General features: G+C 48.6%; 16 protein-coding genes and 2 tRNA genes. 9 read left to right on the top strand and 9 right to left on the bottom strand.

Annotated elements, in window-relative coordinates; translation table 11 throughout:
* Nucleotides 1-26: 26 nt before the first annotated feature.
* Nucleotides 27-2,171 (top strand): hypothetical protein, encoded by a 2,145-nt coding sequence (locus GS501_RS03915; RefSeq protein WP_160830523.1) that lies wholly within the window; start codon nucleotides 27-29, stop codon nucleotides 2,169-2,171.
* On the opposite strand, the gene GS501_RS03910 is transcribed toward GS501_RS03915, so the two are convergent.
* On the bottom strand, nucleotides 2,153-4,780 hold the full coding sequence (locus GS501_RS03910; RefSeq protein ID WP_237442387.1) for an AAA family ATPase: 2,628 nt from the start codon (nucleotides 4,778-4,780) through the stop codon (nucleotides 2,153-2,155). The two genes, GS501_RS03915 and GS501_RS03910, sit on opposite strands and share 19 nt — an antisense overlap.
* A 319-nt stretch (nucleotides 4,781-5,099) precedes the next feature.
* Nucleotides 5,100-6,695 (bottom strand): glutamine-hydrolyzing GMP synthase, encoded by a 1,596-nt coding sequence (gene guaA, locus GS501_RS03905; protein ID WP_160830522.1) that lies wholly within the window; start codon nucleotides 6,693-6,695, stop codon nucleotides 5,100-5,102.
* Nucleotides 6,696-6,783: 88 nt separating this feature from the next.
* Between guaA and GS501_RS03900 the strand changes: the two genes are divergently transcribed.
* The 6 genes from GS501_RS03900 (at nucleotide 6,784) to GS501_RS03875 (ending at nucleotide 12,713) form a co-directional block, all read left to right on the top strand.
* A complete protein-coding gene (locus tag GS501_RS03900; RefSeq protein WP_237442386.1) occupies nucleotides 6,784-7,209 on the top strand; it encodes a hypothetical protein in 426 nt (141 codons plus the stop codon).
* Between the two features lie 90 nt (nucleotides 7,210-7,299).
* A tRNA-Arg gene (locus tag GS501_RS03895) sits at nucleotides 7,300-7,376 on the top strand.
* Nucleotides 7,377-7,399: 23 nt separating this feature from the next.
* Nucleotides 7,400-7,476: transfer RNA gene (locus tag GS501_RS03890), tRNA-Arg, on the top strand.
* Nucleotides 7,477-7,591: 115 nt separating this feature from the next.
* A complete protein-coding gene (lysA, locus tag GS501_RS03885; RefSeq protein WP_160830521.1) occupies nucleotides 7,592-8,923 on the top strand; it encodes a diaminopimelate decarboxylase in 1,332 nt (443 codons plus the stop codon).
* A 9-nt stretch (nucleotides 8,924-8,932) separates the two neighbouring features.
* The gene (locus GS501_RS03880) at nucleotides 8,933-11,620 is read left to right on the top strand and encodes a DUF4175 family protein (RefSeq protein ID WP_160830520.1); all 2,688 of its coding nucleotides are present in this window, start codon (nucleotides 8,933-8,935) and stop codon (nucleotides 11,618-11,620) included.
* 100 nt (nucleotides 11,621-11,720) lie between these two features.
* Nucleotides 11,721-12,713, top strand: a complete 993-nt coding sequence (locus tag GS501_RS03875; RefSeq protein WP_202405285.1) for an SDR family NAD(P)-dependent oxidoreductase — start codon at nucleotides 11,721-11,723, stop codon at nucleotides 12,711-12,713.
* 527 nt (nucleotides 12,714-13,240) lie between these two features.
* Here GS501_RS03875 and GS501_RS03870 read toward each other — a convergent pair.
* From GS501_RS03870 to GS501_RS03845, 6 genes are all read right to left on the bottom strand, one after another.
* Nucleotides 13,241-13,588, bottom strand: a complete 348-nt coding sequence (locus GS501_RS03870) for a gamma-glutamylcyclotransferase family protein (protein WP_160830519.1) — start codon at nucleotides 13,586-13,588, stop codon at nucleotides 13,241-13,243.
* Nucleotides 13,589-14,105: 517 nt separating this feature from the next.
* A complete protein-coding gene (locus tag GS501_RS03865; protein ID WP_160830518.1) occupies nucleotides 14,106-14,789 on the bottom strand; it encodes an HAD family acid phosphatase in 684 nt (227 codons plus the stop codon).
* 25 nt (nucleotides 14,790-14,814) lie between these two features.
* Nucleotides 14,815-15,549, bottom strand: a complete 735-nt coding sequence (locus GS501_RS03860; RefSeq protein WP_160830517.1) for a CDP-diacylglycerol diphosphatase — start codon at nucleotides 15,547-15,549, stop codon at nucleotides 14,815-14,817.
* Nucleotides 15,550-15,551: 2 nt separating this feature from the next.
* Nucleotides 15,552-16,988 carry a Ppx/GppA family phosphatase gene (locus GS501_RS03855; protein ID WP_237442430.1) on the bottom strand — a complete coding sequence of 479 codons (1,437 nt, stop codon included), beginning with the start codon at nucleotides 16,986-16,988 and terminating at the stop codon, nucleotides 15,552-15,554.
* Between the two features lie 79 nt (nucleotides 16,989-17,067).
* Entirely contained in the window at nucleotides 17,068-19,242 is a 2,175-nt protein-coding gene (locus GS501_RS03850) for an RNA degradosome polyphosphate kinase (protein WP_160830515.1), read from the bottom strand.
* A gap of 71 nt (nucleotides 19,243-19,313) precedes the next feature.
* The gene (locus GS501_RS03845; protein ID WP_237442385.1) at nucleotides 19,314-20,021 is read right to left on the bottom strand and encodes a chromosomal replication initiator DnaA; all 708 of its coding nucleotides are present in this window, start codon (nucleotides 20,019-20,021) and stop codon (nucleotides 19,314-19,316) included.
* Nucleotides 20,022-20,137: 116 nt separating this feature from the next.
* Between GS501_RS03845 and purM the strand changes: the two genes are divergently transcribed.
* Together purM and purN are read left to right on the top strand one after the other, a co-directional pair.
* Nucleotides 20,138-21,196 (top strand): phosphoribosylformylglycinamidine cyclo-ligase, encoded by a 1,059-nt coding sequence (purM, locus tag GS501_RS03840; protein ID WP_160830514.1) that lies wholly within the window; start codon nucleotides 20,138-20,140, stop codon nucleotides 21,194-21,196.
* A gap of 17 nt (nucleotides 21,197-21,213) precedes the next feature.
* Nucleotides 21,214-21,804, top strand: coding sequence for a phosphoribosylglycinamide formyltransferase (gene purN / locus GS501_RS03835; protein ID WP_160830513.1), 591 nt, complete (start codon nucleotides 21,214-21,216; stop codon nucleotides 21,802-21,804).
* Between the two features lie 80 nt (nucleotides 21,805-21,884).
* Here the strand turns inward: purN and ndk are convergent, their stop codons facing one another.
* Entirely contained in the window at nucleotides 21,885-22,307 is a 423-nt protein-coding gene (gene ndk / locus GS501_RS03830; RefSeq protein WP_160830512.1) for a nucleoside-diphosphate kinase, read from the bottom strand.
* Nucleotides 22,308-22,365: the final 58 nt, after the last annotated feature.

Below are 22,365 nucleotides of genomic sequence, written 5' to 3'. Positions count from 1 at the left end.
GACCCTTCTCTTCTTAACGTGATGACATGAAAACACTCTTTCTTTCATGGCATGGTTCAATCCTTACCATTGATGGCCCTTTTCTTACCCAAGCCCCCATCGAAAATATTATATCTGGATCATCACAGCCGCTCTTATCTGAAGAACTTCACACATCAGTGGCGTATCATATCACACAAAATTTTCTGGAATTTCCTTCAAGCGGCACCGTTTGTACCCTCTCCATTGATGGATTTTTTCTCTCAAGCCGTAATGAAGCTGAACTGCAGCTCGTGCCCAATGCTAAAGAATGGGAATATTTTCTCCCTATAAGCTTCAATCAACTCCTTATGGTGCATAAGGCTCGGTCATACGCGTTACGCATCGGCCATGAAGCCCCTGCATTCTTCAACATCGCAGAGCATCAAATTTCCTTACACGCGCATCGCTGGAAAATTAATGGCCTCCAGATACAACATACTGGAGACACGCTGTTTCTTTCCTCTCCTCATCAACATGCCATTACAACATTATCAATATCGCCCCCGGCGATCATTTATGATCTTATAAATACCGCCCAAAAGCGACTATCATCCGCTAGTGTGAAATTTCCTGATAGGGAAAGAAGGGTCAATCTATCCCTTCTGCGCGTTCGCCTTCAGCCCTACGACATAGCACATCATATTGAACTAGCGCATGCCTGTGCGCTCTGTGAGATGTGGGACCTCGCGCAAGAGCTCCTGCTCTATTGCACGACAAGAGAGCCACGGTTAGATTGCTTTTATTATCTATCGATTTGTTCTTTTAAACAAAAACACTTCTCCCAGGCTGCTCACTTCCTCAAAAAAGCCTTTGATCGATCAGATGAATTCCTTACCGAAACTATTTCTGATATGTGTGAAAAAATACAAAAAGGCCAACCTGCTTATTTTGAATTACGTCACCTCTGCGACGCTGCACATAAACCGTATTTCGGCAATTTTTTTGATGAATTTTTAGTCCCGATGCCACTTCCTGCTGAGATCCCTCAGAAAGACCGTGCCCTTTATAGTAATTATTTCGAATATGTAATAAAAAATCTTCTTCCCTCTCAAAAGGAAGATTATGTAAATCGTGACGTGCTCTATAACGGTGCCTCTTATTGGACTGAAATCAACAAAGGACATAACGCCTGGCTATCAGGCCATAGGGCAGCTGCGGACATACATTATGAAAACGCAAAAAACTTTGCTCTACGCGACGCGATCTCTCCGGTGCACTATAATAGCGGTATCTTCTCCTGGCTTAGTGAAAAAACATCACATGACCTCGATACACAACACATAGACGACATATTCGGCATCTCTTCTTGGTCCTGGCATGAAAGCCATTACCCCTCCGGCCAAGCTCATAAAGAGCCCGAATTAGGTATCGTTTTTGGTTGTAATTCTGGGTATTTCGACTTCATTCCCAAATTACTGTTAAATCTTCTTAAAGCAAAACAAGGAAAGCAATGCGGTCGAATTCGCTTATGCCTAGGCATTCATGACCCCACACCAAAGCACGTCACGTTTCTTCATCACATTCAAAAAGCCCTTTCAGAAACTGATTTTGGAATCGATATAACTTTCCTTACAGGCACCTTAGCGCACGCCGATGGCGCGGCCTTTACCGCCATTCGCTATTTAATATTGCCACGCATCGCAAACACTTACTCGTGCCCCATCATTACTGCAGACTGCGATGGATATTTCCCCACCAACTTTATAGAATTATGGGAAAATCTACGTGAATCGTCCGATTATGGATTCCGGCTTTATGCCTATGACAAAACCGGCAAGCAGACTCATGGTGAACCTTGGGGATTTGGCGCTGGAATTTCCTATTTTGGGGAAAAATCTCTTCTTCCGTCCATCGCTACCTTTTTACACAACTACATCCAACGAGCCTATAGCCCCCAAAACGTAACTAATTGGTGCATTGACCAATGCGCTCTCGTCCAAGCCTTTCAAAAATTCATCGCTCCCCGCTGGGAACAACTCCGTGTTCATTTCATGGACGAAAACACCCCTCTCATGATCATGCCGCACCATGTTGGCGGAAAAAGAGAGCTTCTCTTACATGGAGGTGTTGTTTCACGGAATGACGTAATAGAATGGCTGAGCTGTAAACACCGTGCGGTTATCCCTCCAAACTACAGGGTATTTAGATAACACATTGAACACTTATGATAACTTCGCAGCATTCTGACGCTGTTGAAGATCGCCACCCACCTTCCTAACTTATCAATCTCAGCGATCAGTATTTCTGGCTTCGGCAGAGGACGATTCAATTCAGGAGCTGCACTATGCAGCAACTCAGAACAGCAATCGAACCCGCTCCGCATAACTTTGCAATCAGCAACTGTAATTACAGTCAACTTGACCAGGCCAGGCGTCTTCACTTTGTTAGATAATCGTTGGATGACATAACTGACAACTTCTTCAACTGCAATTTCCCAAGTATCACGTAACGTCGCAGCAATATATTTAACGGACTTACGCCATTCATCCAAATTACCCGTCTCAAAATGATACCTTTTATTTTCAACTTGTTTTTTTAACTTAACCACGATTTCATTCACTCGACGCGCTTTGAATGGCGACTCATTGCGACAAAAACCGACCTTGTCGGCCCCTCGGCTGATAGAGCCAATTAATACCGACTGCTTGCCCGCGGCTTGATTCAACTCAAACAAAAACGCAAGATCATGAGTGAAAACTATAACTTGGCGATGCGCAGCCTCTGCCACCAAGCGCTTGGCTACGGCCTCCCTATGCATGTGATCAAGTGAGGAAACAGGATCATCAAAAACGATGCCGGACTTATTTTCTGCAGTGGCCAGTTCAGCCATAAATGCTGCTAAGGCAACACATCGATACTCTCCCTCACTCAACACCTGCCCAACCGAAGCGTCTGGCTTCCGTATAAGTGATACCTTGAAGCGAGGACTACCATGCGAGCTTCTGCCCTGACGAAGCTCTACAGCAAGGTCAGCAATTCCAAAACTTGCTACTTCATGGGCAAACCGAGCACGCAGCGTATCAGTCACTAAAGTTCGAGCAAGCTCCGTACTCTTGAGAGTAATACGATTGGTCGCTGTGTCCCGTTGAGCGACCTCTAGCAACGCAATCTGTTTCCGGCGTTCAATTTCTTTAAGGACATCCGCCTTAATACCACCAAGAAATTGTCTGTCCGCAAGCTCAGCCTTCTCAGCTATCAAGGCATTACGAACTGGAGAGCTAGCATCCACCACAAGAGCGTCCATCCGCTTCTGAATATCCTTTACTTGCTCGACCAATGCCTGACGAGGATATTTAGCAACCGTGACATCAATAGAAACGATTTGATTTACATGGCGTAGTCGAACTTGACGATGACGCCACAAAGCACTTACAATCGCAGATCTAAACTCTAGTGCCAAGCCATCCAGACCAAGTTCATTACGAATAGTCTCTATTATATCCGTCAGCTCACCCAACGAGATAGCCTTCTCCTTGAACGTTGCGAGCTCCCGATCATATGCAAGCCGTGCAGCCTCAGCACGCGCTTGACTATCATTGCGTATGAAAGCCTCAAAACGATTCAGACGATCAACAGCAACGGGCGTTAATTCTTGTTGGCAAAGCACACATACGCTACCGGAGTCTGTGACGGGAAAGCACCGTTTGGGATAAGCCTCAGTATCCGAGAATGCTCGGGCACTTTCCCACAACGCCCTCCAAATCTCTGACCCGATATGCGGTAAAGGTTCGATACGGAAAAGCTTACTAGAAGCAGCTTCTGCAGCTCGACGAGCAACATCACTATCAATAGCATAACAATGTAGCTTCTTAGTGTTCTCATCACTGATCGAAGAAAACAATTGATCGAGACGTATAATATATTTTTCAACTTTGGCTTTTACCCCATCAAGTTGACGCATCTTGCGGACTGGATCACCAGCTAAATCTTCTGTAAGCTGTAACAGCCTGTCTTGCTCTAATTGCGTCAACGCAGCCAATGCCTCAACCGTCTCCGGTTCAGTATCAGCAGCAAGTTGATTCATAAGCCTACTAACCGCTGTGTCTCTACTAAATGCCGGCACCTTGATCGCTTCAGGTGTTTGCTTCTTTATATGCGCAATTTCCTCTGCCAATTTGTTTTTGACCGACGCACACAACTGCGAAAGTTCACCTAACAACTTGAGTGGAAACGGCGTATAGGCCACATCATTCTCAGCATCGACATGGACATTAGCGGTACGGGAATCAAACACACTGATGCTTGAAAGCGCTGTATCAGCAGTGTGTCCAAGCTCCCAAACACAATTACGTTTCTGACCACCAATTACATATTCGATTGTAGCGCTTGGCACACCTCCTGGTTCAACCTCATACACATCAGGGACAATTTCCTCGATCCTCCCAGCCATTCGTGCGCGGCACACCTTCTTGAGAATACGCGCGTAGCCAGATTTCCCTGATCCATTATCACCATATATGACGGTCAAACCATCACGGGAAAACGTCAACCGTTGATCCTGAGCCAGAGCATTAACATGCCGAACACCACTCACCTGTCGCAGGTTAACTGCTCGCGGGTCGAGATTCGGGTTACGAAGATGTCCCTCGTTCAGTGGAACAGCTAGGCTATCACCCTTACAAATGGAAACCAATTCATCAATCTTCGTTTGATCCAGAATTTCTTGTTCCACAAGTCTACGCAACGCATCACGTTGCCAACCAGGACTATCAACGGACCACTTCAGAATATTGGCTAAGGCCTCCGCTTCCATCGTCATACATACCGCCTCTCGGTTCGCACCAAATTACTACACCAACCTTCTTCCAATATCTATCGGCACTCTAGGACTGTAGTATTTAGTCGGATTTCGTCGCCCCTTAGATGTTGACCTCTTGTATGTAAATAAGAACCATAAACTCAAATACAGTTCACCTTTCTATCCGCAAGAACAAACTTTAATTTTAGTATGCATTCTGTTTGCTATGACATTGACAGTCTGATAACAAGAAATTCCACGCTAGCGCAAAAAGCCCGCATCTCCGCGGGCTTAATGGCATTCTCATGCTGTCTGATATCTACTTATATTAGACGCGGGATTATTCCCATTCAATCGTTCCTGGTGGCTTGGACGTAATGTCATAGGTTACGCGGTTAACGCCGCGAACCTCATTTACAATGCGCCCAGAGACACGGCCAAGGAACTCGAACGAGAACGGATAGACCTCAGCCGTCATGCCATCTCGGCTGGTGACAGCGCGAAGGGCACAGGCTTGGTCATAGGTGCGGCCATCACCCATGACACCCACCGTCTTAACTGGAAGCAGGACCGCAAAAGCCTGCCAAATCTCATCATACAACCCAGCTTTACGAATTTCTTCCAAATAGATCGCATCGACCTTACGCAAAAGATCAAGCTTCTCGCGGTCAATCGCGCCAGGAATACGAATCGCTAATCCTGGCCCTGGGAAAGGATGCCGCCCCACAATATGTTCTGGCACGCCCAGCTCACGCCCTAAAGCGCGTACTTCATCCTTGAAGAGCTCACGCAATGGCTCAACCAGCTCCATATTCATCCGCTCTGGCAAACCACCCACATTATGGTGTGACTTGATCGTCACAGAGGGGCCGCCGTTAAAGCTCACACTTTCAATCACATCAGGGTAAAGCGTCCCCTGAGCGAGGAACTGCGCGCCACCCAATTTTTCAGCTTCTTGCTCAAACACTTCAATAAAAAGGCGGCCAATGGTTTTACGCTTTACTTCTGGGTCGCTAACCCCTTCCAGCGCGCCAAGGAAAAGGTCTGAGGCGTCACGATGGACCAGCTTAATGTTGAAGCGATCCCGAAATGTGGTGACCACTTCATCCGCTTCTCCAGCGCGCAGAATTCCCGGATCAACAAAGATACAGGTCAGTTGGTCTCCAATCGCATCATGGATCAGTTTAGCGGCAACAGAGCTATCCACCCCACCAGACAAACCGCAAATGACCTTACCATCACCAACCTGGTGGCGAATACGTTCAATTTCTAGGTCACGGAAACCCGCCATCGTCCAGCTGCCGCTGCAACCTGCAACATCATGGGTAAAATTACGCAACAAAGCTGCACCATGAGGTGTATGCACAACCTCAGGATGGAACTGAACACCATAAAGGTGACGTTCCTCATTCGCGATAATCGCAAAAGGCGCCCCTTCAGAATAGGCTACCGCTTTAAAGCCTGGCGGAAGAGCTGTGACACGGTCGCCATGGCTCATCCACACCTGTTCACGCCCTCCCTGCGCCCATACGCCATGAAAAAGTGAGCATTCCTCAGCAATATCAATATAGGCACGGCCAAATTCACGATGATTGTGTGTTTCGACACGCCCGCCCAAATTATGGCACATGGCCTGCTGACCGTAACAAATCCCCAACACGGGCAGCCCCATTGTAAAGACACCCTCTGGCACTTTAGGGGCATTAGTGTCATGAACACTGGCTGGGCTTCCAGAAAGAATAATCCCTCGTGGACTAAACTTCTTGATTTGCTCACTTGTTGCAGTAAATGGCCAGATTTCGCAGTAAACACCACTCTCGCGCACGCGACGAGCGATAAGCTGCGTTACTTGGCTCCCGAAATCGAGGATAAGAATTTTATCCTCATGAAGGGTGGCTTCAAGATTCTGAAGGGAATTCGCATTATGCTGCGTCAAGACTCTGACCTCGCCTCTAACTATGTAACATACTATATATCGTGATAGTCTCTATAGGACGACAGACCAGCGACGTCATCCTTAACGAATGAGTTCTACACTTCTTTTTGTCTTCACCCGCCTTCACTCAGGGACAATCATGCGCCTAACTCTGTTTTTCCCTCTCATAAGCCTGGCACTTTTGGCTTCATGCAGCTCCCCTAATGCTGACTCTGATCCCTATGGCACCTGGGTTGGCAAACTCATTACAGACGAAGGCCAATGCCCAACAGAAGAGCTCTCAGCCCTTCGCTTACGTGGGAACAGTCTCGTTTTTAATCCAGGGCTGAATTCTTCCGTTTTGCACGGCTCCTATCATGAGGGCCAACAAAATTATCACGCTGAATTGGTCGATAAAGGGATGAACAATACCCCCTACCGCCAGACATTTGATGGCTATCCTGTTGGACGCGCAATCGGGGGGACCTATCGCAGCCCACGCTGCCGCGCTCACGTTACTTTGGTAAGACGTTAAGCCCCGTCGCGACTTTGTAAGAAAAATAAAAAAAACGCCTGCTGGGGGGTTGCGCCCCACAGCAGGAACCGATAGAAACCGCCCCACAGCGCACTCGTAGCTCAACTGGATAGAGCACCAGACTACGAATCTGGGGGTTAGAGGTTCGAGTCCTCTCGAGTGCACCATAATACATAATGCGTTCTCGCATGCACCCGTAGCTCAACTGGATAGAGCACCAGACTACGAATCTGGGGGTTAGAGGTTCGAGTCCTCTCGGGTGCACCATGTATCCCTTACCAAAAATTGTATTTATTTTTCTTCTCCTTAGTTAGGCATTTCTCTGCCTTCATTCCACGCAGTGAGCCTTTCCAACCTGCACGAGGAACGGTAACCTAAGGGAATGACTACTTCACATCCTGACCCCACCTTAGACACCCTACTACACAACCATCCGACCCTTAAGAAGGATCTACAACGCGGGTTGGTTATGGGCGGGGTTGCTCTGCGCGATATTGCACAGGCTGTCGGCACGCCATGCTGGATCATTGATGCCGGAACACTCCGCCAACGCGCCCAGGACATGCAAACTGCTTTCGAAGCATATAGCTTACCCATTGACTACCATTTCGCCGTTAAGTCACAAGACCACCGTGCTTGTCTGTCACTTCTTGCCCAGCAAGGTTGGGGAGCTGATGTTGTCAGCGGTGGGGAATTACAACGTGCTCTTGCCGCCAATATCCCCGCAGAGCGTATTGTCTTCTCTGGAATCGGCAAAACAGATGATGAGCTCAAGCTCGCTATTACACATGATATTGCTCAAATAAATGTTGAAAGCCGTGAAGAGCTCTACCGTCTTAATGCTCTTGCCAGCACTATGAAAAAACGCGCGCGCATTTCCCTTCGCGTTAATCCTGATGTCGATGCGCAAACGCATGATAAAATCACAACGGGCCGCGCTGAAGACAAATTCGGTATCGCTTATAATGAGATCCACGCTCTTTATCGTCATGCTCAACGCGAAATGTCCGGTATTCATCTCGTGGGGCTAGCTGTCCATCTTGGAAGCCAGATCTCAACTGAAGCTCCCTTCAGACAAGGTTATACCAAAATCGCAGAGCTCATCCGTTCTTTGCGGCATGAGGGTCTCACCGTAGAAGAAATTGACTGTGGGGGTGGTTTGGGAATCACTTACCGCGATGAAATAGCCCCACCACCTTCCATGCTCGCCCATGTCATCAACGATATTTTTGGTGATATGGACGTCCATCTTCGCATTGAGCCAGGACGTTGGCTCGCAGCACCTGCTGGTGTGCTCTTAACGCAGGTCATTGATACGAAAGAAGGTGTGCGTAAATTCGCTATTGTTGATGCCGGTATGAATGACCTCGTGCGCCCAGCGATGTATGATTCATGGCACGGTATTCTTCCTGTCGGCCCCACAAGCCCCTCAACCCCGATAGAACGTGTCGATGTCGTCGGGCCTGTTTGTGAATCCAGTGACACATTCGCACGCCAACGTGCCCTTCCCTCTCTCAAACGTCATGATATCCTCGCTTTTTTAGATGCTGGCGCTTATGGCTCCGTCATGAGTTCTACCTATAACTCGCGCCCTTTTGCAGCTCAGGTTATGATTCATGAGGGGAAATGGGAGATCATCCGCCAACGCCAAAGCCTAGAAGAGCTCATGGCTCATGAGCGATTGCCTCAATGGCTCTCTCAAACGGAATCATAAGGCCCACTTATGAAAGCGAGCTTCACGCACAGGATTGATACGACACGCCAAAAAGCACGCCTTGTGTTACGCATAGAGCAACTCTGGCGGGCCCTGCGTCTTTGGTTGGTCGTCCCTATTCTATGGGTTGGAAGCTCGCTTTTCCATTTCCCTCAGTCCCTCCCAGATAGTCTCCATTGGCTGATTGAGGTGCCTCTTTTCGGAGGTGTTTTATGGGGTATTATCCACGCTCTTAAACGCCTTCCCCCCCTTACCTCACAACAAATTGATACGCGGATTGAACGTGATTCACGCACGTCCTTTCAACCGCTCATGGTGCTGTCCGATGTGCCGGCTCGTCCTATCACCACAGACGCTGTTTCATCAGCGGATGACGGCATACAGTTCGTCTGGGCTCAACACCAAAGCCGTATTCTTGAACGAGCCCAGAATCTTCGCGTCCATGCGCCGAGGCTTTTCCCCAAGCCGCGTGATAAAGTCATTGCCCTCTTAGTCATTCTTGGGATGGGAGGTGCTTTTTACATCAGCAATCCCTATACATTGACCCGTATTCGCGCTGGTCTTCTTCCCGGCACTGATGATGATAGTGTTGCGCTCCCTCAATTTCAGGCTTGGATCGATAACCCTTCTTATGCACCAGCTCCACCGCTTTTTTTAAACGCCAATCCCCCCCCTTCTTCAACGCCTTTAGCGCAGGGGGCTATTTTCCATCTCATCGTCACCGGGAGCGCCACGGCTCCTTCTCTGAGTGGCGTCCACTCCCTTCACTATCGACAATTATCCGAGAAAAGCTGGCAGGTTGAGGGACAGTTAACAGAAAGCGCGACCATTACAATACGCGTCCGTGGACGTACACTAGCGTCGTGGCCCCTTAACGTTACTCCGGATCTCCCACCCGTCGTACAATGGACAGGGAAACCAAGCACTCAACCCGATGATTGGCACACAACCTTCCCCTGGAAAGCGCAACAAAATCACGGCATTGCGTCTTTGGAGATTGAGTTAAGCCTTCCGCCCCATCCCCATCAAAATCGTCGCCACCGTGTTGCACACATTCCCATTCCTCTCACGGGACACCCTCGCGACGCTCATGCACAAACGACGCTTGATCTTTCAGATGACCCTTTTGCGGGAATGATCGTTAATGCACGCCTTCACGCACGCGGGGTATCTGGCCTGGAAAGCACAAGCACTTCCGTTCATTTCCGCTTAGGCGCACGCCCGTTTACAGATCCTTTGGCACGAGCCCTTATTACACTAAGACAACAATTAGCTTTAGGCGACGAGAACTTAACGGAAGCCAAGCGCGATCTCACCCTTTTAGGAGAGCTTCCCCTCCCGCGTGATATCCTCACCCCTCTCTGGATGATCATCACGCAACTTCATTCCACAACCGCACTTGATACCTTGCAAGAAAAGCTCTGGTTCCTTGCTTTATATGCTGAGGATCGCCAACAAAATGGTCTTGTCATGGCGGCTTCCATGGCGGAACTTCGCGCAGCACAACAGGATGTTGCCTTACAACTTGAACACATGGCTGCAGCACACCCGCCAACAACAGCCCAGCAAACGGAATTACATCAACGGCTTGATCGCCTTCAAAAAGCACTCAATACCCGTATGACGCTCATGGTGCAAAAGGCCAACCAAAGCGGCATCGTCATGCCGTTACCTAATGGGAAAGGTGCTCCATGGAATAAACTTTCTCAAACCATTCAGAGAGACGCCCTGCATAATCAAACAGACCAGGCTCTCGCGTCATTACGGCAGCTCGTTGATATGGCTGAACGTATGCGCCAAGCAACGATGGGCGATATGCAATCGCTTGCGCAACAAATGAAAGCTCAAGCAGAAATTCGTGCTCAAAAAAGAGCCCTTCGTGATCTCATCAAACAAGAAACTCAATTGCTGAATCGCACCCAAGCGCGCCTCACCGCTGCCCAAAAGAATGGTAATCTTGAGCATGAAGATATCAGCCATATGTCAACGGCTGATCTCCTCCGCCAATTGGGGATGAACCCTCCAGCCAACACACAGGACAGCACCTCCTCCCAGGAGTTGGATCACACAATCCTCTGGCAGCAATCGCCTGAACGGCGGCATGACCATGCCATTCAACGAGCCCTACAAACCTTGGATCGTATTCTTCTGCGCCGCAGCCAGGAACAAATTCATCAAAATTTCAAAGGCCTTAAAAAAGCAGACCACGATATGAGTACGGCCCTGCATGACCTCGCACAACAACGTGACGATCATGCTGTAATCTCGGAACAAAAGGTGCTTGATGACCTCTCTCAAGCGCGTAAAGAGATGCAACAAAGCCAGAAATCATCACAAAAAGGGCATCTCGGCTTTATCCCTCCTCCGTCCCAAGGTGAACAAAGCCAAAGCCCGCAAAACGGTGCCGGTCAAAAACAAAATGATCTGGGCAGTGACTTAACTGACCCAGATCAAGACGAAGATTCAGACGACCAAAATGAGAACCACGACGATGATAGTTCGCCAAAGCAACAGGACCCGCTAGGCCGGAAACTTGATGACGGCCCCACATCTGATGCACATATCCCTAGCCAGGATAATAACCAAAGACGCGCGATTGAACGCGAACTGCAACGCCGTGCCTCAGACCGGACACGTCCGCAAAGTGAGCTCGATTATCTCAATCGCCTCCTCGCGCCACTTCATGACAATCAGTAAACCAACAAGCCTTCCGACCTCTCAGATAAATGAGAACAAAACCTTGACGTCTCGCAGGTTGAGGCCAACATTGACACGCTAATATCTTGGAGGGATGGCCATGAAAGACATTTCCCGACGCCTCCTTCTTGGAGGCGTGCCCGCCTGTGCTTTAGCAGCCGCTACACAAGCTCATTTTGGAGCATGGAACATGACAGAAGCATACGCACAAGAACGAAATAAACTAACCACGACGAATACCCTCGCAGGCAAAACAGCTATCGTGACTGGTGCAGCCCGAGGGATTGGAAGAGCAACAGCTATTGAACTCGCCCGCCAAGGCGCCAATGTGGTCGGCATTGATATTGCAGGGCCGGTCAGTAACACGCTGGAGGTGACCCCCGCTACGCCTGCTGACTTAGCCGAGACAGGGCGACGCATTGAAGCGCTAGGTGGTCGCTGGTTAGCTATTGTCGCGGACCAACGGAAAATTCACCTGCTTCGTACGGCAGCTGAACGCGCTGTCGCCACATTCGGTGGCATTGATATCCTTTTTGCCAATGCGGGTATTCAAGCCTTCAAATCACTTTTAGAGATGAATGACCCAGACTGGCATGACCAGATCGACGTTAATCTCAATGGTACTGCCAATGCCATCCGCGCTTTCGCGCCGCATATTGTCGCTCGCGGCGGCGGTCGGATTATCGTAACGTCGTCAACGCAAGGGCAGCATGGAACGCTCAATGGTTCGGCCTATTCCGCCTCAAAATGGGGTATCATCGGCCTGATGAAATCAGCCGCACTCGAGCTGGGGCCACATCATATCACTGTTAATGCACTCATTCCCGGCCTGATCGACACACCGCTCACCCGCCATGAACAGCGTTATGCACAAGCCATCGAAGTCGCAGGGAAGACACCAACCGGACAAGTGGCCAAAGACGAAGCAACGGCCCGTGCTGGCCTGGCAGGCAAATCACCACTCGGCGTCCCATGGATTGAACCCGAAGACGTAGCACCAATGGTTGCCTTTCTTGCCTCTGATGCAGCACGTATGATCAGTGGAGGGTGCTTCTCCGTAACTGGTGGTGATAGCGCTAATAACGTAGGTTAACGTAAAAATTTGGTGCTGCTGCAAAGTGTGTTGACCTTGTGAGCGATATACGCCCCGAGTTGCTTTCGGACAGGACACTCTCCGCCCTCGATGCCCGGTCCTGATACCGAAGGAGTTTTGTTTGCCCCTTTTTGGGGCAACATGACCTCAAAACTTTTTATGGTAACGTAAGCAGCTTTCTTAAGCCTGAGAATTGCTTGGTCTGGTCGGCTGTTTGAGCCCTCTTATCACACCGCCTATCTGTCTTAATCTTCCCTGCCTTTCGGACTATTCCCACCTTACCTAGGGAACGTTTAGTCGCTTTGACAATAATAATACAGGTCGAAAACAGATAACAATCACTCATCTGACCAACTTCACACTATCACCCAACAATAGTCTCAAGCCGATGTCTCCGAATCTGTGTAAAACGCAGGCAAGAGCAGCACCAAAAAGACTCAGTCTCAAAGGCTATCACGTATGATAGAAAAAAAGGCCAGATATGACAGCGCACTCATTCTAGTGTTCCAATAAAACAATCACAGTATTCAAGATGATTTAACGTATACCCAAGACACTTTTCCTGACTTCAAACGTGTACTTACTCTTTTATAATCAGACACCTCGTATTGATCCGCTGATAATAGTTCCTTTTTTGTAATGTCAAAAACAACACCTTCCACTTCATCAGAAGGAATATTGGTTTCTGAAACTACAGGATGAAATCTTTCTCCACTCTTCTTTATAACATCTTCATCCGTTATTTCGATAAGATCTTTTTTGAAACCAATCATGGCGTCCCTTCCTCCTTTTAGTTTCCTGCCAAAAGAAGCTAATTGCACGCTTTCCAGTTGAAGGGTTCCATAAGAAAAAAGAAATTCAACACTATCTTTCATAGAGGAACTTCCAAAATTTAAGGTTGATCCCACAATCGTACGCCAGCAGCACAGATTATTTAGAGTCTTAGTAATATCATCAATTTCATAGAATACGATATAATAACTGTCCAATTTGGATTAGCTTTTAAACGGCACAACCCCGGTTTTTTTTCAATACCTCCCTTTGAAATTATGCATCTAATTAGCCTCACACCATCATCCAATCTTTACCGGCCCTGTTGCAGGCCGTTAGGTTAGGCCGCTACGACCCTTCATTCATCGTTCCGAGAGCACAAGGGCTACAAACAAACGTGACGTACCAACAGCAGAACTACACATCCTCGACACAGGTCACTTTGCATTAGACGAAAAAATAGAAGATACTTCACAACTGATCAGAAATTTTATAGCGAGAATAATTAATAATAAATAACACGGCCCCATCATTAATTCAGCCAACGTACTCTAGTTCATTATTAATTTATAAAGAAGAAAGATTTCTCTTTGGCAGAAACCTTTCTTCTCTCAAAAATCCTTATGGAATATAATAAAATGGATTAGGCACTTGATAGGCGTGCAAAGAATGCCCACCCATTAAGTCACTTTCCTGATCCCCTATATTGAGAAGAATAGTATATCCTTGCTTCTCGATCGCGGACCGTATCGGCGTTTTGTAATCTTCCGCACGACGATGGTCCCCCACTGGGCGCATATAGAGCCTCTTCCAACTTGAGAGACCGGCTCGTGTCAAATTCCGTTCTGTTACCCCCCGCTCATCCTCTGAACGCCCTGTCACAAAAAACACCGCTAGATGATGTGCTTGGGCATCTTGATAGAGCGCACGCGTCGCCTCAAAAACGGGCCCTTCTCCACGCTGAATCCACGCATTCATCCCACAAGGCCCTTTAGGTAACTGATCACATGGGCCATCAATATCACCCAAACGATCAGCCCGCATTGCTGGCCAATTAGAAAGAGTTGTTTCATCAATATCCAAAATAATTGCTGGCTTTTTCAACCTAGGTGCTTCTTTGTCTAAAACGCTACGAGCCTGCGCAATGATAGCATCAAAATCTCTTTGATAGTCACCGCTATCGTGATACGCCTCAGCCGCAATAATGGCTTTCCCGACATTGGCTGGGGCTTCAGCCACAGCGTGGGAGAGAGTTCCAACTTCTAAGAAGAATAGAGTGAGCGAAAAACGAAAAAACCGTTTCATGCGTGATCCTTGCTCATTAGATCCGTTAAGGCTGAGTTATACGACATTGATGGTCCTGCAATCGCTCAATCCCACCAAAGCGAAACCCATGCGTCGCTTGCTCTTCAAGCAAAATAAACCCACCCACTTTAAGAGATGCAACGAGAATTCCGTGTTGTCCACGCTCTTTCTCATCCTCAGAAGCAAAAAGCTCCTGCCGCAACTGATAAAAAGGCGATGGTTCTAAACTCGGTAAAAACAACGTCCGATAGGTCATCCCACGAAGGGATATGTCTCCACTCTTCGTAGAAGGTGCGTAGGCTTCCAGTGCTTGCGCGACATCCTGGCGGAGACAGTCTATGTGAATATGCAACTGATTCTGGCTTCGCGTATCAGCCGAATTAATCGCCAGGGAGAGCCGATCATCCGCAATAAAACGGCCATAAGCATCCGACACAAAATGACGCTCTTCCCAAGCATCTTCAAGATAATTGGGAGTATCTGGTTTTAGCAAAATTTCCGATTCAATCCCAGAAACACGCTGAAGAGGAATAAGAAGATATTGCCCACGCCCACGCTGGTCCTTTAGCAGGACCATCCCTCTACTGGGAGAATAAATGGCACAAGGAGTATGGTGAGGACTTAAGGCACATCGCTCATGCACAATCTTCCAAAGAGCATCGGCATCACGCACATAATACCACCATAAAGCTCCTCCCCCCACAATAATGGCAAACGTTCCTAGAGTGATGATCCCTATACGTTTGCTCCGTCGTGCCACAGCTATCCACCTTTAACATGTGGTGTCATGTTCAAAGCATCCGCCAAACGTTCAAACCGCCGTTTTACCGCACTCCCCGCAGCACGAAGGCTCCCTGCCCCCATGTCTAAAATGAGTGTTTCACCCTCAACACGTAACTGACATGACTTCAACAAAATGTCCGTCCCTGCACATAAAGTGTAGGCAAGACGCAAGGCCATCCCCAGCTGCACCGCTTTTGAAAACCATGACTTGCTTAATAAAACGCGTGATGGCTCTAAGACTGGATGTTCAAGGTCTATTTCATAACGCACCGCAATAACTAACGCTGAAAAGGCACGTGATTTATGGTCAAACCCTACTCCGTGAGAATAAAGAAGCCGACGATATGTTTGCTCTGCACGATATTGAGGATGGTCATAAGACCCAATGTCCGACACCATGCAGGCTAAACGATGTAAGGAAACTTCATTTTCACTTTTCGACCATTCTTCATGCTCAAGAAAAAGTGGAGCTGTCCAACTAATCAGAGCTTCAGGCAAAGACGCATTTCGCCCCAATCGGCTTGCCATTTCACTCGCTAAGGCTTCCATCGGGTCTTGCTGCTTCACAGAGGAAGCAACCGTCCCCATATACCACCCCTCACGCAGCCCCTCTGCACTAAACCACACGTCAGAGGGCTGAACATGTTTTAAAAGCCTCAGTAAAGCAGCTGCGGCAAATGGCGCATCAACCAAACGTTTACGCGGCACATTGCCAATTTTTTCGATCTGCTTACGCGACGCCGAAACCGTCCAAGACGCCATCTCATAGGCCTCTTCATAGGACAAATGATACAGGTGAACCATGTTGAGAGGATATTGCATCCGTGCGATATGCAGCCGAGCCAAAGCACGGAAAGCACCCCCTACAAGATAGAGCGGGCGCTTACGCGCTTCCGGTAACCATTTAACATTGGCAAAAGCATGTTTTGCCAAATTTTGCGCTGTAGCAAGATCCCCATCAGAACGTTCACGCAAACGTATTACGCCCAGCGGGGTCGAGTCCGCATCTGAATAATGTCCATCTTGCACCCGAATTAATTCAAGAGAGCCCCCCCCAATATCGGCAACAAGACCATCAGCATCAGGCACTGCACAAAGAACACCACAAGCCGAGTAATCAGCCTCTTCTGTTCCTTTTAAAATACGGAAATGTGCATTCGGTACACGCTTTTGTGCGGCCTCGATAAAGTCCATTCCATTATGGGCATCCCGCACCGCGGCCGTCGCCAGAACATCAAAGGGCGTCGCCCCCATAGCCTGAGCAATTGTCCCATACCGGCTCAGTACTTCCATGGCCTTGCTGATGCCTTCCTCACTCAGCCGCCCTGTCGCCTCAAGCCCCTTACCCAAACGCAAGGTCGATTTTTCATTGAAAATCGGGACGGGATTGCGTGCTACACCCTCAAAAACAACCATTCTTACTGAATTAGAACCAAGATCCACGACAGCAGCCCGTTGTTGGCTTTCTGGTGTTAAAGCATGGGATGTCACAGCATTAATTCTCCCGACCTGTATCAACTCCGGCATATGGCTCCAGCATCGTACTTAATTTCCGTGCTGAACCACTTCCTGAAAGTGAAGGGTTATGCATAAAATACTCATGTGCCGAAAACTGACGTTGCCGTGCTTTTACTCTTTGCCAACTCCCATCCGGCATCATTTTCCAACTCTGTAACGTATCACGCAAATTGGCCGTCATGATCTGACCTAAAATTTGCGCATGCACTGTTGGATTCACGATCGGCACCATAGCTTCAACGCGCCGATCCATATTCCGCTGCATCCAATCTGCTGAGGAGATGAACACCTTTGCTTGGCGTGACGGAAGATGACGGCCATTGCCAAAAACGAAAATGCGCGAATGTTCCAAAAAGCGGCCAACGATCGATCTGACCTGAATGCGCTCGGATAATCCTGGAACACCTGGGCGTAAACTACACATCCCACGTACAATCGCCACAATCTTTACCCCAGCCTGAGAGGCTTCATAGAGCAAATCAATCAATTTTGGATCTATGAGGCTATTAACCTTTATCCAGATATGCCCCGGCTTGCCCGCTTGGACATGGGCAATCTCATTCTGAATGAGCTGTTCTAGATTTTTTCGGATGGTGACAGGCGAAAAACTCACTTCTTTCACATCCGGCACCGCACAACCCGTCACATAATTAAAAAGCTTAGCGGCATCGGACACTAAAACAGGATCACACGTAAAGAAGGATAAATCGGTATAAATCCTCGCCGTCACGGGGTGATAATTCCCCGTCCCGAAATGGGCATAAGACCGTAACTTCCGCCCTTCTCGCCTGACAACAAGGCTCATCTTGGCATGCGTTTTATAGTGCGAAAGCCCAAAAACGACTTGAACCCCAGCCGCCTCTAAAGCACGAGAAAGATGAATATTGGCCTCTTCATCAAAACGTGCCCGTAATTCAACCACAGCTGTGACAGACTTCCCTGCTTCAGATGCTTTAATAAGAGCCTGCACAATAGGGCTATCACGTGATGTACGGTACAATGTCTGTTTAATCGCTAAGACATTCGGATCACGCGCCGCTTGCTGTAGAAATTGAACAACAACATCAAAGCTCTCGAACGGATGATGAACGACAAGATCCTTAGACCGAATGGCCGCAAAGCAATCCCCATCATAATCAGAAACACGTTGCGGGAAACGCGGCGTATAGGGAGGGAAGATAAGGTCTGGTCGATCACTCACGACGAGCTGATTGAGGTCAGCCATTCCAACAAATTCTGGTAGAATGATTGAGTCCCCATGATTAACGCCAAGCTCCTCCCCAATCTCACGCCCTAATCGATCAGGAAGACTGCCTTCAAGCTCGAGATGAATCCCCACACCTCGACGGCGACGTTTTAAGGCGGTTTCATAGGATCGAACTAAATCTTCTGCCTCATCTTCAAACTCCACGTCCGTATCGCGAATAATACGCAAAACACCCGCACTCGTTATCGTTAAATTGGGGAAAAGACGCTCCGCAAAACGCGTGATCAGATCTTCCAATAGGATAAAGCGAATCTTTTTCCCACGCCCTGGCAGACGTAAAAAACGCGGGATCTGGACCGGCAGCAAAACAATACCATCCATCACGCGCTGTCCGCTTGCCGGATCATTCAAACATAGGATCAGTCCCAAACCTTTATTGGGAATAAACGGCAATGGATGGGAGGGGTCGACAGCTAATGGCGTTAAAACGGGGAAAACTTGCTCATTAAAAAAGTCAGATAGCCATTTTTGATCTTCTTGACCAAAATCATCCCCTGATGAAATGGTAATACCTTGTTTGACAAGCTCTTGGCGTAATTTTTGCCAAACACGCTGCTGATCAAGTTTCAAGCTTCTCGCTTTTTGGCGCACAGCATCCAATTGCTGAGAGGGGGTCACCCCATCTGGGCTCAGAACAGACGTCCCCTCACGCACTTGCCCCACTAAACCAGCCACACGCACAGAATAAAATTCATCCAGATTGCTGGCACTAATTGAGAGGAATCTGACACGCTCTAAAAGAGGATTCCGCAGATTTTCTGCTTCCTCAATCACCCGCCGATTAAAATCAAGCCACGACAACTCACGGTTGATAAAACGCGCAGGGGAATGTCTCAACTCTTCTAAAGCGGGAGAGGGAAACACATCACGTTTTTCAGTCACCATAATACCCCGAGCCAGACTGTCGCAAACTGCAGAATGTTGAGTTTCCAACACGCTGTCAAATATTAGTCGATTTAAATACTTGCTGAACTCAACATATCGCTCAACACCTCTTGCGCCAACTGCCGCGTAATAGGCCCTCCTCGCTCTAAGGCAGCCGCATCTAATCGTTTCACCGCTTCCACAAGAGCTTCCCCCGTTCGTGGTAAATGGCGCCATAGCCATTCCGTCACTGGTTGCGCCACCACCAATTGACGCTCCGCAAGCAAGGACAGGATCAATGTTGCACGCAAATCATCTTCAGGTTCGTCAATAACTGCCGTCAGTGTGGCTCTCAAACGTGATGCTAAATCTGGTAACGCAAAATGATGCCGTGCTGGTGGGAAACGCGCTGCCATCAACACACGCACACCTTCAGCTTGTGACCGATTTAAAATATGCAACAAAGCCACTTCATTTTTTAAACGGTCTAAATGATCGAGCACCACAGCTCCCTTTATCGGATGGAAAGGAAGCCCTTGTGCGAAGATTTCTCCTTGCTCATCACACAATAAGGTATCGGCCTCGACGACAAGCGCCTGATGCCGGGCTGCCCATGCCCGTAATAAATGGGTCTTCCCCGTGCCTGCACTCCCCCAAATCCACAGACGCCCCTCCGGCCAGGCATCACGCGACAACCAATGACGCGCCGCAGCGTTGGACCCCCCTGGGATAAAGTGTGATGCCGAGAAACGGCTCTCCCTCTGCAAATCTAATGCCAACTGGGCTTGGTATTTTGCCATATTTTCCTTCGCCCCTCCCTAGATATGCATTTACGTTAAGGCTATCCATTCCGTACATACACAGGATGCTCTAGAATAGTACGAGCATCAACTAGAAGGAAATGGGGCCCGCATTCATGACCAAGACATCCACCTCCTCTAAAGGAACAAGCTACGCCGAGTCAGGTGTTGATATTACAGCAGGAGATGCCCTGGTCGAAGCCATTAAACCTGCCGCTAAAGAAACACATCAACCTGGTGTTATGGGAAATATTGGTGGCTTTGGTGCTCTCTTCGACCTCAAAGCTGCCGGCTTCCAGGATCCTGTCTTGGTCAGTTGCACAGACGGCGTTGGCACGAAGCTTCTTTTAGCCATTGAGAGCGGGCTCCATGACGAAATCGGTATCGATCTTGTAGCTATGTGCGTCAATGATCTCATTGTCCAAGGCGCACGCCCTCTTTTCTTCCTTGACTATTTAGCAACAGGGGCTCTCTCCGTCCCTGTCGCTGAGCGCATCATTCGCGGTATTGCCCATGCCTGCAAGGAAAGTGATTGCGCTCTTGTTGGTGGGGAAACAGCAGAAATGCCCGGGCTTTATGGAAAAGGCCATTACGACCTTGCTGGCTTTAGCATCGGCGCAGCAGAGCGTGCCCACTTGCTCCCTGCGGGAATTCGTGAAGGTGATAGCCTCATTGCCCTTCCATCATCGGGCGTCCATTCTAACGGTTTTTCCCTCGTACGACGCATTGTCGAGAATACGGGGCTCTCATGGAACGATCCGGCTCCTTTCTCTCCCAAACAAACGCTTGCTGAAGCCTTCTTAACCCCTACACGGCTTTATGTGCGCACCGTCCAGGTGCTGCACCAAAAGAATCTTCTCCACGGATGTGCCCATATTACCGGCGGCGGTTTGCCTGGAAACTTACCTCGTGTGTTACCAGAAGGACTTGGTGTTCAAATTGATGGACAAAGCTGGCCTATCCCAGGGGTATTCTCATGGCTTGCCGAGCAAGGACCCGTTGAGCATGATGAAATGCTAAAAGTGTTCAATTGTGGTATCGGCATGGTTCTTATCACCGATAAACCAGAAGACGTATTGGCCGAACTTTCCGCTATGGATGAAGAAGCACTTCCAATTGGGAAAGTCGTGCGCAGTGACGTTCCTTTCACCTTAACAGCTCCTCTCACTCTTTAATGAACAGAGAGCGCCTTATGCCACAGAAAACCCCCATCGCTGTTTTGATCAGCGGACGAGGCAGTAACATGACTGCCTTGATGGAGGCGTGTTCTCGCCCTGATTATCCAGCCCGTATCAGTCTCGTTCTCAGTAATCGTCCTGACGCCATTGGGTTAAAGACCGCGCATGACGCCGGATTGCCGACACTCTGTATCGACCATAAGCAGTATGGGAAAGATCGCAGATCTCACGAGAAGGCTGTTGATGAAGCCATTCGCCAATCTGGGGCACAGCTTGTATGCCTTGCGGGATATATGCGCGTTTTAACGCCTTTTCTTGTCCAACAATGGCAAGGGAAAATGCTGAATATCCACCCAAGCCTTCTTCCAGCTTTCCCCGGGCTCCATACACACGAAGCAGCCTTAAAAGCAGGCGTCCAACGACATGGTTGCACGATCCATCTCGTCACTGATGGTGTTGATGAAGGCCCTATTCTCGCACAGGCCTCCGTGCCTGTTCTCCCAGATGATACAGCAGAGCGCCTCGCCGCCCGCGTGCTGGAACAAGAACACCAGCTCTACCCACGCGTTCTCGCTGACTATATCACTAAATTAAACCTCGCATAAACGAACGAAGGGGAGGCCACTATAAGACCTCCCCTTCCGCCGACATCTCTTTTTCTCAAAAAGAAACGTCTCTTCCTTAATTAAGGAAGAATTTCTGTTTCTGCGAAGAAAAAGGCAACCTCACGTGCAGCACTTTCAGCGCTGTCTGATCCATGTACGGAGTTCTCCTGCAGGCTCTGAGCATAGAGACGCCGGATTGTTCCTTCTGCCGCTTCTGCAGGGTTTGTTTTACCCATAAGCTCACGGTTCCGTGCAATCGCATTGTCGCCTTCAAGCACCTGAACCACAACCGGAGCGGATGTCATATACTCGACCAACGCCCCGTAAAATGGACGGTCTTTATGTTCAATATAGAAGGCAGAAGCCTGGCGTTCTGTAAGGAAAATGCGCTTCTGAGCAACAATTTTTAGCCCCGCATCTTCAAAAACTGTGTTCACTTTACCTGTCAAATTGCGACGCGTCGCATCTGGCTTAATAATGGACAATGTACGTTCTACTGCCATAACTCACTCCTTAAAAGTACGGTGCTCAATGATACGGCTCCTCTAGAGGAAAGAAAAC

Origin of the sequence: Saccharibacter sp. 17.LH.SD, from assembly GCF_009834805.1 — a bacterium.
Classification (GTDB): domain Bacteria; phylum Pseudomonadota; class Alphaproteobacteria; order Acetobacterales; family Acetobacteraceae; genus Saccharibacter.
The sequence above is the reverse complement of the archived record's forward strand: the minus strand, read 5'-3'. Positions and strand labels throughout refer to the sequence as shown.

Bases quoted from the DNA above. Each gene is read 5' to 3' on its own strand.
- GS501_RS03855 (WP_237442430.1), bottom strand. From the start codon at position 16,988: ATGGTTGTTTTTGAGGGTGTAGCACGCAATCCCGTCCCGATTTTCAAT.
- GS501_RS03875 (WP_202405285.1), top strand. From the start codon at position 11,721: ATGAAAGACATTTCCCGACGCCTCCTTCTTGGAGGCGTGCCCGCCTGT.
- GS501_RS03865 (WP_160830518.1), bottom strand. From the start codon at position 14,789: ATGAAACGGTTTTTTCGTTTTTCGCTCACTCTATTCTTCTTAGAAGTT.
- GS501_RS03910 (WP_237442387.1), bottom strand. From the start codon at position 4,780: ATGACGATGGAAGCGGAGGCCTTAGCCAATATTCTGAAGTGGTCCGTT.
- lysA (WP_160830521.1), top strand. From the start codon at position 7,592: ATGACTACTTCACATCCTGACCCCACCTTAGACACCCTACTACACAAC.
- GS501_RS03915 (WP_160830523.1), top strand. From the start codon at position 27: ATGAAAACACTCTTTCTTTCATGGCATGGTTCAATCCTTACCATTGAT.
- GS501_RS03870 (WP_160830519.1), bottom strand. From the start codon at position 13,588: ATGAAAGATAGTGTTGAATTTCTTTTTTCTTATGGAACCCTTCAACTG.
- GS501_RS03900 (WP_237442386.1), top strand. From the start codon at position 6,784: ATGAGTTCTACACTTCTTTTTGTCTTCACCCGCCTTCACTCAGGGACA.
- ndk (WP_160830512.1), bottom strand. From the start codon at position 22,307: ATGGCAGTAGAACGTACATTGTCCATTATTAAGCCAGATGCGACGCGT.
- GS501_RS03880 (WP_160830520.1), top strand. From the start codon at position 8,933: ATGAAAGCGAGCTTCACGCACAGGATTGATACGACACGCCAAAAAGCA.
- purN (WP_160830513.1), top strand. From the start codon at position 21,214: ATGCCACAGAAAACCCCCATCGCTGTTTTGATCAGCGGACGAGGCAGT.
- GS501_RS03850 (WP_160830515.1), bottom strand. From the start codon at position 19,242: ATGGTGACTGAAAAACGTGATGTGTTTCCCTCTCCCGCTTTAGAAGAG.
- purM (WP_160830514.1), top strand. From the start codon at position 20,138: ATGACCAAGACATCCACCTCCTCTAAAGGAACAAGCTACGCCGAGTCA.
- GS501_RS03845 (WP_237442385.1), bottom strand. From the start codon at position 20,021: ATGGCAAAATACCAAGCCCAGTTGGCATTAGATTTGCAGAGGGAGAGC.